This is a genomic window from Novosphingobium sp. LASN5T (genome assembly GCF_003856955.1).
Classification (GTDB): Bacteria; Pseudomonadota; Alphaproteobacteria; order Sphingomonadales; family Sphingomonadaceae; genus Novosphingobium.
On the sequence record NZ_RQSI01000078.1, the window covers coordinates 1 to 12,562 of the forward strand.

Here is a 12,562-nt window from a genome sequence, read left to right on the forward strand (position 1 = left end):
GGCGAGCGAACCGTCAATGGGCTGTGGGACCTGATCGGCAAGCTCGTCGATATCTTCCAGCCTGCCGAATGTGCCAATTACTTCAAATCTTGCGGATATGAGCCGGAATGAATGGAAACCGCTCTAACGGCCCTGCAATTGATCCCTTCGGCAATGCCAATGAGTAGAATAACGTGTTCCCTCGCAGGACCCATTTGCCATCACCCTGCGCTGTGAAATCGGGCAGCATAATCTCACTGTAGCTTCCGTCGGACATGAATATCCATGCGTTGCCAACCTTGCACTCAGAGCGTCCATTGAATGCCCAGACACCTGCCATGTCGATTTTGGCATTTTCTGGCGTTTCGTTCCTGATTTTTGCCATCAGGGGACTGATTGAGCTTCCGGCCAGGAGAAAGACCACTAGAGTTTGCCGCATTAGGAGAGGCGTGGGTGTTGACAAATTTGTGTGGCTACGCACATTCCAGATGGCTAGGCGACGCCCGAGAATACTGAAATGCACAAGCTTTTGGGCCCACATGACGCAAGTGCGCCGCCCAAATGCTTCAAAAAGCGGCAGAAGCAGAAACGAGCGAAGTCTGTTCATCATAATAGTGTGCCCATCGTTCACCAAAGGATCAGATCCTGGCTGGTTCTTGCTGAAATTCCACTCGCGCATGATTGAAATTGTTACAATTTCCAATATTATAACGTGACTTGAGTTTGATCCGCCAAGGCCTTTTATCTCCATGGGTCTAACCGCAGATTGCGCGGATGCATTCTCGAACTCTACGGCTTTGTGAAAGCAATGAGTGCGAGAAGAGCAGTGTTGGTCTCGGCAGGATCGCGTACAGCAATTGTGTCGATTCCCGCTTCGCGGACAGGATCATCGTTGCCGCCTGGATAGATTGCATCGCCGAAGAACAGCATGGCTGAAAAGGGAATGCCTGTATGTTCGGCAAGCTTGCGCATGCCGTAGGCCTTGTCGATGCCCTGGCGCGTGATGTCGATTGAGGTCGACCCGCCGATGTTCACGGACAGATCCGGCAGCATGCGGCGAAGTGACAACTGGAGCAGCTTGCGTTTGGCGAAGTCTGGATCCCAAGCCGTCTTGGCCGCAAGCGGCGCGAGCTGACCGAGCCCGGAAAAGGTGATCTGGCTGCCGCGGTCTTCCACCCGATCGCCCCAAATCTGCTTCTCGTGGAGTTGGTTTCCGTCAATAGCGGCATCAATCGCTTCGCCGATACGGCGGCGCTCATGGGGCGTGAAAATGTCAGCGTAAATCGCCTGCCAGCCATTGTCGAAACGATAGAGCTTGGTCCCAGTGGTCGGCAGGATGAACAGGTTCTGGAGAGCCGCGCTGCGGGGCAAGCGAGAGACGACCTGAGTCTCAAATTGCGGCCAGTCGCCTCCCGAGATCACCGCAACGGTTGCGACACCGAGCAATGCACTGAGTAACTCGGCAGTCGCCTGGCTGATCGGCTGTTTGCTCTCGGCAAGCGTGCCGTCGAGGTCGAAAGCGATGAGGCGCTTCATCTGAGAAATCCTATCGGAAGCCTGCCCGACGCGGGCAGTGGTGGTCGCTTGGGCGTTTTCCTCGTCATCGGGAATAGCCCAGTCGGTGCGGGCCAAACGAATTCCGTGTTCCATGGTCCGCGGAACGGCCGAGCTCAGCTCCCTCCGGTCGCGTGAAATGTGCCCAGCACGACGATTGAACCAGAGGCGGCCGGTGGCTCACCTTACGACCTTGGCCAAGATGAACGAGTCGATGGCATGGGCAACGCCATCCTTTTCGTTCGAAAGGGTCACTAGGCTTGCGGCCGTGCGGACGGCAGCCGGTGCTTGCCCCATCGCGATCGACAGGCCGGCACGCGCAAACATCGGCATATCGTTGCGTTGGTCACCGATTACAGCGACGTCTTCGAGCGGCACTCCAGCTGCGCCAGCCAATGCAGAAAGGCCATCGCCCTTGTTGGCACCGGGCGCCGTGATGTCGAGATAGTAGGGTTGGGAACGGCCGACCGTTGCCGCCGCGCCAAGTGCGGATGAAATTTCTTTGTCGAGGCGGGCCAGAAGCTCGCGGTCGCTGCTGACTCCAACGATCTTGTCAACCCGTGCCAGCAATCCGTTAAAATGGCTCCGGAGCACTGGTTCAATGTTGGCGGCATGCCGTTCAAGAGGGACGTAGACCTCGTCGATCGTTTGGGCAAACCAATGGCCGTCGGCGAACAACCACAGGGTGACCGCTGGGTGGTCCAATAAGGCAATCGCCCGCGCCGCACAGTTTGGCTCGATATGCTCAGCCAATACTATCTTTCCGTCGGGGCGCATGACTGTTCCTCCGTTGAATGCGCCCATGACATCGGAGATTTGCAGCCTTTTCGCGATCCACAACATGCCGCTTGGGGGACGGGCGCTGATCAGGCTCATTGCAAGACCAGCGTTCCGGACCCGTTCGACTGCGGCGATCACGCCGTCCGACAGGCTTTTGTCATCGCGGACCAGCGTACCGTCGATGTCACACACAAGGAGGCGTATGCGCCCGCTCATCCCAGACGGTGCCAGCGCCGGTGCGCGCGATGCATCAGCGCGTCGGCGCTTTCGGGGCCGGCGCTGCCTGCAGGATATTCCTCGGGCGAACCCTGCTGCCACATTTCGAGCAGCGGTTGCACCGCGCGCCATCCGGCTTCGATCTGGTCGGCCCGCTGGAAAAGCGTCTGGTCGCCAGTCAGCACATCATAGAGCAGTGTCTCGTAGCCAGTCTGATGTTGGAGCTCAAAATGGTCTGCATAGCTGAAATCCATGCTGACCGGCGCCGTGTTCACTGCGGGGCCTGGCTGTTTGACCACGAATTCGAGGCTGATTGCCTCGTCAGGCTGGATTTGGATGACGAGCCGGTTAGGCGGGAGCCGGTCGACCACGGTCTCCCTGAACAGCGAGAGCGGTACATCCCGAAACTGGATCACGATCTCGGTATCGCGCGCCGCCAGCGCCTTGCCCGTGCGCAGGTAGAAAGGGACCCCCGTCCAACGCCAGGTTTCGACGTGTACCTTCATTGCGACGAATGTCTCGGTTCGGCTGAGTGGATCGACATCGAGTTCCGTGAGGTAGGCAGAAACTGGTTCGCCCGCGACCGCGCCGGTGCCATATCGGCCGCGAATGGCCTCGTGGGGGTCGATCGGGCAAATAGCAGAGATGACCTTCGCTTTCTCGGTACGGATCGCCGCAGCATCGAAACTTACCGGCGGCTCCATGCCGATCATGGCGAGAAGCTGAAACAGATGGTTGGGCACCATGTCACGCAGCGCGCCGGTGGCATCGTAGAACTTGCCACGGCTGCCGATGGTTACGGCTTCTGCGGCCGTGATCTGGACGTGATCGATGTAACGGTTGTTCCAGACAGATTCGAGCAAGGTGTTGCCGAAGCGCGCTACCATGATGTTCTGGACCGTTTCCTTGCCGAGGAAATGGTCGATCCGGTAGATCTGGTCCTCTTTGGCGCGGGCCAGGACCTGGCGGTTGAGCGCCTGTGCGGTAGTGAGATCGGTGCCAAACGGCTTTTCGATTACCACCCGCCGAAAGCCCCGGGATTCGTCGAGCAGACCCGCATCACCTAAAGCATCGACGATGGGGCCGAAAAAGCCTGGACCAGTGGCGAGGTAGAAAACAGCGTTCCCCTTGAGCTCGCCCGCCAACGACGTGAACGTTTTTGAATCACGGAAGTCGCCCTTCCGGTAATGGACGTGGCTCCGGATGTTCTCCCAACTGGGCCTCTCTTTCAGGAAGTCATCGAGAGCGCGACGCAGCCCGTCGTCATCACAGTCATGATGACTAATGCCAAGCAGCTCGGTCTCAGGCGCCAGAAGCCCGGCTTCCGCGAGATTGACGAGCGCCGGGAAAAGCAGTCGACGTGTGAGATCACCCAACGCGCCGAAGATGACGAACGTCGCTGCCGGGGAGACCGGAGCCTTATTCATTGCGGCATTTCGACGTGCCCGCCGAACCCGAATCGCATCGCCGATAGCACCTGGTCGCCGAAAGTATGGTCGACCCGGCTGCGATAGCGGGCGAACAGCGCAGCGGACAGGACGTAGACGGGGACAGACTCCTCCATTGCCGCCTCGATCGTCCAGTGACCCTCTCCCGAGTCGGCGACTCGTCCGGAAAATTGGCTGAGCATCTGGTCATTCGCCAGCGCATCGGCAGTCAGATCGAGCAGCCAAGAGGAGATGACGCTGCCACGCCGCCACACTTCGGCTATGTCGGTCAGATTGAGGTCGAAGCGCTCATCCTCCGGCAGCTTGTCCGACTTTTTGCTCTTGAGAATATCGAAACCCTCAGCGTAAGCCTGCATCAGCCCGTACTCGATGCCATTATGGATCATCTTGACGAAGTGGCCTGCACCTGCCGGCCCTGCGTGGATGTATCCCTGCTCGGCGCGCGGATCTTCGCCCTCTTGCTCCATACGGTTGGCGGTGCGCGGGATCGTTCCGAGCCCCGGCGCCAGCGCTGCGAAGATCGGGTCAAGCAGATCGACTATCGCCTTGTCCCCGCCGACCATCATGCAATAGCCGCGCTCCAGTCCCCAGACCCCGCCGGATGTGCCGACGTCCACATAATGGATGTTCATCTCTCGCAGGGAACGTGCCCGTCGGATGTCATCCTTGTAAAAACTGTTGCCGCCATCGATGATTATGTCGCCCGGCCTGGCGAGGCCCTTGAGCGTCTCAATCGTGTCCTCGGTAGGCGAGCCGGCGGGGAGCATCACCCAGAAGATGCGTGGTGATGTCAGCGCGTTGGCGGCGGCTTCCAACGACGTGGCCGCGATCGCACCCTCTGCGGCAAGGTCTTCAACGAGGGGGGGATTGCGGTCGAAGGCCACGACTTCATGTTCGCCGCGCATCAGTCGGCGCGCGATATTGGCGCCCATCCGCCCCAGACCAATGATTGCAATTCGCATAGAGTTAGGTTCCCTGATGGTCGCGTGCGGCAGCGACCACCGCTGCGCGCAACGCTTCGATGCCGCCGCCGTCCCCCTTTAAGTTGACACGCAGTACATGCCGACCGCGCGAGGCCAGAACGGCCATGTCACCGCGGGCCTGTGCAAGCTGGATCGTCCCGAAGCTCGCTTTGTGACCGGGGATGGCTAGATCGGCATCGGAATCGCGCGTGATGACCAAGAATGAGCCGCTCGCCGGGCCGCCTTTATAGACCTGCCCGGTCGAGTGGAGGTAGCGGGGTCCAAACCCGGCAACGGTCGCCACGGTGTTGGCATCGCGGAGCGCTTGGCGCATTGTCGTGACAGCCTTTTCATTGGCCTCGTTCCGCTCGATGTAGGCGAGAAGTCCCGCATATGTACCATGTGTTAGGCTAGCGAAGTGCAGTCGTAGCAACGCGACTGGATCGGCAGAGCGCGGGCCGTCATCATCCGAGGCATACACGGAAAAGTCGGCATTTTCTGCGATCGGTTTTTCCTGCCCGAGAGCGCCCGTCGCCTCGAACGAGTCGACCAGTGCGCGCGTCGCGATCTTGGCGTCCTCGACATCGGGTTGGTCGAACGGGTTGATGCCGATTACCGCACCGGCGATCGCGGTCGCGACCTCCCACCGGAAGAATTCCTGACCAATCAGGTCACGGCTAGCGACGTGGATCGTAACTAGCGGCTGGCCGGCGGCCACGAGTGCCTCGAGCTTCAATTCAAGTGCGTCGTCGTCGCCCTGCAGGTGCAAATGGACGAACATCCGATCGTTCGCATAGCTTTCCGGTGAGCCGACGGGCTCCAGGTCGACGGGAACAACACCCTTTCCCTGCTTGCCTGTGGATTCGGCTATGAGCTGTTCCAGCCAGGCACCGAACGGCTCCAACCCCTTCGACGGCAGGATGGTAAGCTTGTCCCGCCCGGCCAATGCCGCCTCGCCGATAATCGCCCCAAGGCGCATGCCGGGGTTGTGTGTGGGAGGCACATCGGCACCGCATGCAGATATCATCGCCGCGGTCGCCGCATAGATGGCGCTTGTGTCGAGCCCCATTACGGCCGCGGGCACCATACCGAATGCCGATAGCACGGAGTAGCGCCCGCCAATGGCCGGGTCGCCGGCGACGATCATCGTGAAACCGTCCCGCTTGGCAGAAGCCTCAAGCTTTGAACCTGGATCAGTGACCGCGATAAAATGGTTGCCATCCTTGCCCGACAGTTCCCAGAAATAGGCGCGCAACAACTCTGGCTCCATGGTCGAGCCCGATTTGGATGAGACGATGAACAGGGTGTTTGCTGGATTTATCTCGGCCGCCACTGCCGCAATCTGGTCTGGATCCGTGGTGTCGAGCACGTGGAAGCGTGGATGGGTTTGGCGGCTGCCCAGGATCAGCGAGAGCACTTCCGGACCGAGGCTCGACCCACCCATGCCGAGCAGGACCGCGTCCTTATAGCCTCTGGCCTTTGTGGTTAGTGACTTCAGCGCATCGCCATCGACCTGCTGACCCCGAGCCGCCGCGAGCCAACCGAGCCAGTTGGCTTCCCCCCGGTCGGTCCACAGCGTCGCATCATGCTGCCACAGACGGCGCACCCAGCCGTCCACACGCGCCGACTCCAAACGGGCCTCGACCGCCTGTCGGAGCCCCTCGGGAAGGGTGACTTCCATTCCGTTCTGGCGGTCGCCCAGATATGCCTCGCGCTTGGCCGCGACGCCGCCAAGCAGCGCGTCGGCGGCGTCTGCGAACAGTCTCACGCCTTCTTCGACGAGGCCGGTGGTGACAACGTCCAACGCCAGGCCGAGCCGTCGCGCCTCTGCGAGGACGTGACGGGCATCGTCAAGCTGCTGGGTCAGGGTCAGTTGAATGGTGCCGTGGTCGCGGAAGGCATCCATCGTCTTGGGCGGTATCGTGGTGATCGTGTCCGGGCCGATCAGCGCGTCGACATAAAGCGTGTCCGGGTAGGCGGGATCCTTGGCCCCGGTTGAAGCCCACAGCAGTCGCTGCGGCATTGCGCCTTTTGCAGCGAGGGCTTGCCAGCGAGCGCTGGCAATCATGTCCTCGTACCAAACGTAAGCCAACTTGGCGTTGGCGATCGCAACTTTTCCTCGGATGGCGAGCAACGCGTCGCTCTCGGCATCGCCGGCTTTCACCCGTTCGTCGATTGCCTTGTCAATTTGCGCATCGATGCGGCTAACAAAGAAACTGGCGACGCTCGCCACCCTGTCAATCGGTTCGCCAGCCTCTGCCCGTGCCTCGAGTCCATCCAGATAAGCTTCGGCAACCAACTGATAAGCTTTGAGCGAGAAAAGCAAGGTCACGTTGATATTGAGCCCATCCCTGATCAACGGAGCGATCGCGCGGACGCCGGCTTTTGTGCCGGGCACCTTCACCATCAGGTTGGGCTCATTCACAGCCGCCCACAGGCGCCTTGCTTCCTCAGCCGTGACATCGGTGTCGTTCGCGACATAGGGCGAAATCTCGAGGCTGACGTAGCCGTCTTTGCCGTCGAGCCGGTCATATACTTCGCGCAGATCGGTCGCGGCCGCCTTGATGTCCGCGATAGCCTGGCTTTCGTAAATATCCTGAACGCTTGCATCGGCATTACCGAGGAACGACTGAAATCCGGCATCATAGGTATCGCCGTGGCCCATCGCCTTTTCGAAGATCGACGGATTGGAGGTGACGCCAGTGAGGCCGTCCTCGCCGACAAGCTTGCGCAGCCCGCCATCGGCCAGGAACTTGCGGTCGACGAAGTCGAGCCACACTGCCTGGCCCATTTCGCGAAGCTCGTTCAAGCGGCTGGTCATTTGTAGCTCCTCTCGTTCGGGGCGTCCCAAATGGCGCTCATATTATTGTGAATGGCGCCTGATTTCTCACCAAGCTGAGCGTATTGGTCTGTCGTTCTGGCAGACATAGCGACCCAGGACAGTTGCCCCAGCTTCCCAGTTTTACGCACTCCTTGAGACCAGAAAGTTGTAAAGCGGTCCAAAGACGAGAGCGATGTACCAACCCCAGCCAAATGCCTCGCCAAGGCCGAGAAGAAAGGTCTTCCAACTCAGCAACTGGAACCCCGGCAGAAAAATGGCGAGGGCGGAATGCTGCACCGGAAGACCGGGCAGGAAAAGGTAACCCAAGATGCACAAAATGTAGCTCACCGAAAAGAACAGGCTCAGTGCCAACCCACTGGTGACAACCGGGATCAAAGCCGGCTGCTGGCGGTCATGCGGCATGGCGTGGTTCTCCTGATGGCTCGATATTGCCAGACGCCGCATAGAGCTGCGGGTTGGCTTCGAACTTGTCACGGCATGCCCCGGAGCAGAAATGCCATACATGGCCTCCGACCACGGCGGTCTTGGCACTAGCTGTGTCAACAGTCATGCCGCATACCGGATCGACTGTTTGTGCCGCTTTATGCTTTATGTCGCTGTCATTTCTGTGACGTCTATGGTGTCCCATGACATGGGCGCCGCAGCCGAATCGCATCATGAACATGAAGAGCAGGCCCCAGACGAGAAGGTATGCGACAGTTCCCACGACACGCTCCTCTCAATTGCTGCGCTAGCGACCGCTCAGACTGCGGTCGCTGTATCCAAGCTTCGGAACGAACCCAGGTACGCGCTCCATGTATTGTCTATATTGGTCGCCAAATTCGCGGATTGCATCACGCTCTTCATGGCGGGCGAGGCGCACATACATAACAACCAGAACTGGAAACATTGCGAGCGTTAGCAAGGTCGGCCACTGCAGCAGGAAGCCGAACATCACTGCGATGAACCCTGTATATTGGGGGTGCCGCATCCGTGCATAGAGACCGGTAGTGGCCAGTGCATGATGCTGTTGGGCGGAATGCAGAGCCTTCCAGCCAGATGAAATCAGCATAAAACCACCGCCAATGAAGACGAAGCTGGCAATATGGAATGGACCGAAATGCGGATTTACGCGCCACCCGAACATCATTTCGAGAAGGTGTCCGGCGTCATGTGAGAACCAGTCGATCCCTGGAAAGCGCGATTGCAGCCAGCCTGACAAAATATAGATCGTCAGAGGGAATCCGTACATTTCTGCAAATAGCGCTACGAGAAAGGCGCTGAACGCACCAAAACTGCGCCAATCGCGCTTGGTTTCAGGCTTGAAGAAACTGAAAGCAAAGAAAATGAAGATCGCCGCGTTGACGAATGCTAGTCCCCAAAGGCCATAAGCCGGAGTGTCAGAGTGGGTCATTTCCCATCTCCACTGCTACGGTGATGCCCTTTGTGCATGAACAAGTGCATGATCGGGCAAATCAACAATATGGCGTACGGTAGAAAACCAAACAGGTGAGCACGATGCTCGGTCACAAGGTAATATCCACCGACGAGAAAAAACGTCAGGAACGCGAGTTTCTCGAACCACCAACGGCCATTCCGCACTGATTTCGGCGCAGCATTTTTCCTCTTATTGTCATTGCCGCAACAATCCATGGCACGTCCCGCATTTAATAGGAGTGGCCATGGTGGCTCGCTGACCTCAATCCCTCCATCCGTAAACACCACATTTTGACAAGCTTTTGGTCAGGTCCGACCGAGCGGGCTGGCGATAGCCTTGATCCCCTTGAGACCCGAGCCGAAGCGCGCGATGGCATCCCGATGTCGAGCAAGTTCGCCGTACGGAAGGTAGGCAATATCCAGATCGCCGATGCGGCTGAATGCCGGGCGCTGGAGCTGCGCTCGCACGTCGCCTTCGCGCGCGTCAGGCGCGACCAGGAACAAGCCCGCCGTAGCGTGAAGGCTGTCGCCATTCAGCGCCAGGTCGAGCATGCGGACGATACCCGAATAGATCGACGTCGTATGCTCGACCTCGAAGGCGGCGGCGACAGACTGATTGGCCTCGTCGATCCATAAGACATCGATCAGACGAATGGCATCTGCTCCCGGACAAGTCACAAGGCCCGGGGGCAGTTGGTCCAGGCATCCCTTCGACAAAGGCGCATTTTGGTACAGGCGCCCCCTGTCATTGGCGGCTATCCAGACGCTAAACCCCAGGGACTTGCCAAGATCGCGCAGCCAGGCCTGGACCTCTGTATGCGTGCGGTCGCTCTCCTGGTTGGATAGCGACTGCTTGTTCAAGCTTTCGGCTTCGGCTCGTGCAATCAGCAGTCGTGCATTCCAGTCGGTGACGCTGGAGGCATCGGTCGTTTGGGGCGGCACTGGGTAGCGTCCTGAACCGACGTCAAACAGAAACCCGCCGATCGCGCCGAGATCGTTCGAAAGCAGATCGCGATAGCGGTCATTGAATTCGATGACCCCGCTTCGCATTGCGAGGAAGTGCGGCCAGCTCCCAAGCTTCACGTTTGCGTTTGCTAGGGCGTTATAACCCTTCACGATTGCTGTATTGAACGGCGGGATGAGCGTTGGGTGCAGAAAATAAAGCAGGTTGGCCACCGCAGGGCCCAGGCCCTTGATCTTCCTGCGGTCGATTGCGTGGATGTGGTTGATGATCGCATCAGCGGTGTCGCAACAGGCGCAGTTGGCGAGCAGTTGACCAAATGCTCTCTGGTTCGCGGCGTCTTCGTAGATATCGGGTATGCGTAGTTTGGGCTTCCAGAGGAAAGCGTGATCCGCGCCCCGAAAAATCTGTCGCTGTTCGGCAATCGAGTGAACGACCGTTTCCAGCGAGGAGTTGCGGTAGGTCACGCCAAATGTGCCTTGCTCGATCTCAGATACGACTTGTGCTATGCCGCGGCGGATTGAGCGGAAGTTCTTCAGGCGCTCCTCCCAGAGGAACCAACCCCTGTAAGTCGCACCGGGATCTTCGCGCCACTGCAGGATCAATTGGCGCACCAAGCCATTCGGAACGCAGGATTGATCATTCGTTTCGATTAGTTGGCTCATGGCTGCAGGGATGCGATTGCGCTTTCGAAAGCGCAAGGAGTTTCCCGGTCCCCGCCTTTCATTTGTGGCATAATTGCATCAGGCTATCCGGCTCACACAGCCGGGTCGGTTGACTACCATTTGGATAGGCGCCATCATGAAATGATAAAGATCTGCCCGCAGGAGGAACACCTTGTTCATGAAGGGACTGATCTATGAAAAAATACATTCCAATTGCAGCCATGGCTACGATGGCTTTGGGGGCCTGTGCTACGGTTCCTGCTACCTCGGCTGAGGTGGAAAGCTGCCGGAAGATGGAAAGTGACATGGGTCTCGGGACCCGGCATGACCATCAGGAGATGAAAGGCATGGGGTTGAATCCCATGAACATATCGCATTCTCGGTGCGTGGAAATCCTCGGCAAGGCGCAATAGATTGCGAGCCCAAAGGATGTAAGCTTATCTGGGTATGACAAAGGTCCGCCACCCGTAGAGGCGGCGGACCTTTGAAGCATGAGGTGCCAGCGATTACTTTCTCGAAGTTATCGCAGTATTCAGCAGCAGCCGCCGCCAGATTTCTTGGGAGCAGGCGAAGTCGTCGGCGCGGTCATGGGCATCTGCCCCCCCTGCATCATGTGTCCGCCTTTCATCATACTCCCTCCGGACATCATGCTCCCTCCGGACATCATGTGACCACCGGACATTTTATGTCCGCCCGTCTGGCCCGCCGAACGGTGCTGATGCCTTGCAGAGTGCTTGGGCTTCGGCTTTGCAGGATGTTTGTGAGCGGGCAAATCCTTCATGCCAGGGGGCATTTGATCGGCTAATGCCGGAGCGGTGCCGGAAGCCAGCAACCCCAGGGCGGCAATAATCATCGTTGTCTTACGCATACAGCGGTCCTTTCCTTGGCAGCCTTGGTTAGGCCAGCCTCAGGCCCCCTATGTCGCGACCAAGATTGGCATCGATATACGTAGATAACGAATGCCTCGGCTCCGGGGGGAATTCCTGCAGGTCGGGTAGGGCCGGGCAGGGGTTTAGCGTAAGCGCTGTTCTGTGCCCACCTTGCGCGATTGAAGCGTAGCGCCGAGTTTCCGCGCCCTGATTGGCCGGGAGTGCGCTGCTACTATGATAATCTCGGGTGATGATCCTGTGAGCAAGGGCGCGCAGCGTTTCGAGGTGTTTACGGGCGCGGGCAAGCGGCGGGATTGGCCGCCCGAAGTGAAGGCCTCGATTGTCGCGGAGTGCTATTCGGGCCGGGAGGGTGTGAGTGCTGTGGCGCGCCGGCATGGGCTCGATCCTTCGCAGGTTTACGCATGGCGGCGGGATTTACGGAAGCGGCTTGAAGCCGAAGGCGTGGTCCTGCCTCTGTCAGAGCCGGAAGCGGTCGGGTTCGTGCCTGCCGTAATCGAGCCCAGCGCGGTGCCAGATCCTGCTCCCACGCGGCGTCTCCGCCGTCGACGTCGCACCGCAGCTGCAGCCGTCGAACTGGAGATCGACGGGGTGGCGGTGAAGATCGGCCGCAGTGCCGATGCTGGCTTGATTTCCGCAGTGATCGAAGCCCTCAGGGCAACACGATGATCGGACCTGGCGCTGGCGCGCGTGTGATGGTCGCGACGCGCCCGGTGGATTTCCGCAACTATGCGGCGTCCATGATTATGCGGAGTAGATGGCGGAGACGGGCTGGTTTTTCAGTCTTCACCGCGCTTTCGACTCCACATAACCGAGCGCTATCCAGTTGCGAGCATCGCGATCAACTTGTCC

The 12,562-nt window shown here is 59.0% G+C and carries 14 protein-coding genes and 1 pseudogene; 2 read left to right on the forward strand and 13 right to left on the reverse strand.

From position 1 onward, the window contains the following. A pseudogene (locus EH199_RS23110) lies at window positions 1-111 on the forward strand (IS630 family transposase); the annotation flags it as partial. Here EH199_RS23110 and EH199_RS23115 read toward each other — a convergent pair. The 13 genes from EH199_RS23115 to EH199_RS23175 all read right to left on the reverse strand — a co-directional run bounded on the left by EH199_RS23115 (window position 83) and on the right by EH199_RS23175 (window position 11,691). After that, window positions 83-730 (reverse strand): hypothetical protein, encoded by a 648-nt coding sequence (locus tag EH199_RS23115; RefSeq protein ID WP_148092181.1) that lies wholly within the window; start codon window positions 728-730, stop codon window positions 83-85. The pseudogene EH199_RS23110 and the gene EH199_RS23115 overlap by 29 nt on opposite strands. A gap of 38 nt (window positions 731-768) precedes the next feature. Further along, window positions 769-1,515 carry an HAD-IIB family hydrolase gene (locus tag EH199_RS23120; protein ID WP_072384128.1) on the reverse strand — a complete coding sequence of 249 codons (747 nt, stop codon included), beginning with the start codon at window positions 1,513-1,515 and terminating at the stop codon, window positions 769-771. Between the two features lie 198 nt (window positions 1,516-1,713). Continuing rightward, a complete protein-coding gene (locus tag EH199_RS23125; protein WP_124811408.1) occupies window positions 1,714-2,529 on the reverse strand; it encodes a Cof-type HAD-IIB family hydrolase in 816 nt (271 codons plus the stop codon). Continuing rightward, window positions 2,526-3,956 carry a glucose-6-phosphate dehydrogenase gene (zwf, locus tag EH199_RS23130; RefSeq protein WP_124811409.1) on the reverse strand — a complete coding sequence of 477 codons (1,431 nt, stop codon included), beginning with the start codon at window positions 3,954-3,956 and terminating at the stop codon, window positions 2,526-2,528. The genes EH199_RS23125 and zwf overlap by 4 nt, the downstream gene beginning before the upstream one ends. Beyond that, the gene (gene gnd, locus EH199_RS23135; RefSeq protein WP_223806888.1) at window positions 3,953-4,939 is read right to left on the reverse strand and encodes a phosphogluconate dehydrogenase (NAD(+)-dependent, decarboxylating); all 987 of its coding nucleotides are present in this window, start codon (window positions 4,937-4,939) and stop codon (window positions 3,953-3,955) included. The genes zwf and gnd overlap by 4 nt, the downstream gene beginning before the upstream one ends. Window positions 4,940-4,943: 4 nt before the next feature. Then, on the reverse strand, window positions 4,944-7,760 hold the full coding sequence (locus EH199_RS23140) for a bifunctional transaldolase/phosoglucose isomerase (protein WP_124811411.1): 2,817 nt from the start codon (window positions 7,758-7,760) through the stop codon (window positions 4,944-4,946). A gap of 141 nt (window positions 7,761-7,901) precedes the next feature. Beyond that, window positions 7,902-8,183: a DUF5676 family membrane protein gene (locus EH199_RS23145; RefSeq protein ID WP_072384123.1), complete on the reverse strand. Its 282-nt coding sequence runs from the start codon at window positions 8,181-8,183 to the stop codon at window positions 7,902-7,904. Further along, a complete protein-coding gene (locus EH199_RS23150) occupies window positions 8,173-8,487 on the reverse strand; it encodes a YHS domain-containing protein (protein WP_124811412.1) in 315 nt (104 codons plus the stop codon). Before EH199_RS23150 ends, EH199_RS23145 begins: the two co-directional genes overlap by 11 nt. A 24-nt stretch (window positions 8,488-8,511) precedes the next feature. Beyond that, window positions 8,512-9,174: an isoprenylcysteine carboxylmethyltransferase family protein gene (locus EH199_RS23155; RefSeq protein ID WP_124811413.1), complete on the reverse strand. Its 663-nt coding sequence runs from the start codon at window positions 9,172-9,174 to the stop codon at window positions 8,512-8,514. After that, on the reverse strand, window positions 9,171-9,413 hold the full coding sequence (locus EH199_RS23160; protein ID WP_124811417.1) for a DUF2933 domain-containing protein: 243 nt from the start codon (window positions 9,411-9,413) through the stop codon (window positions 9,171-9,173). Before EH199_RS23160 ends, EH199_RS23155 begins: the two co-directional genes overlap by 4 nt. A gap of 90 nt (window positions 9,414-9,503) precedes the next feature. Then, entirely contained in the window at window positions 9,504-10,823 is a 1,320-nt protein-coding gene (locus tag EH199_RS23165) for a type II restriction endonuclease (RefSeq protein WP_124811418.1), read from the reverse strand. A 58-nt stretch (window positions 10,824-10,881) separates the two neighbouring features. Further along, window positions 10,882-11,130 carry a hypothetical protein gene (locus EH199_RS24535; RefSeq protein WP_190287404.1) on the reverse strand — a complete coding sequence of 83 codons (249 nt, stop codon included), beginning with the start codon at window positions 11,128-11,130 and terminating at the stop codon, window positions 10,882-10,884. Between the two features lie 225 nt (window positions 11,131-11,355). Then, window positions 11,356-11,691: a hypothetical protein gene (locus EH199_RS23175; RefSeq protein WP_124811415.1), complete on the reverse strand. Its 336-nt coding sequence runs from the start codon at window positions 11,689-11,691 to the stop codon at window positions 11,356-11,358. A gap of 259 nt (window positions 11,692-11,950) precedes the next feature. Between EH199_RS23175 and EH199_RS25140 the strand changes: the two genes are divergently transcribed. Then, window positions 11,951-12,379 (forward strand): transposase, encoded by a 429-nt coding sequence (locus EH199_RS25140; RefSeq protein ID WP_370449731.1) that lies wholly within the window; start codon window positions 11,951-11,953, stop codon window positions 12,377-12,379. Window positions 12,380-12,562 lie beyond the last annotated feature (183 nt).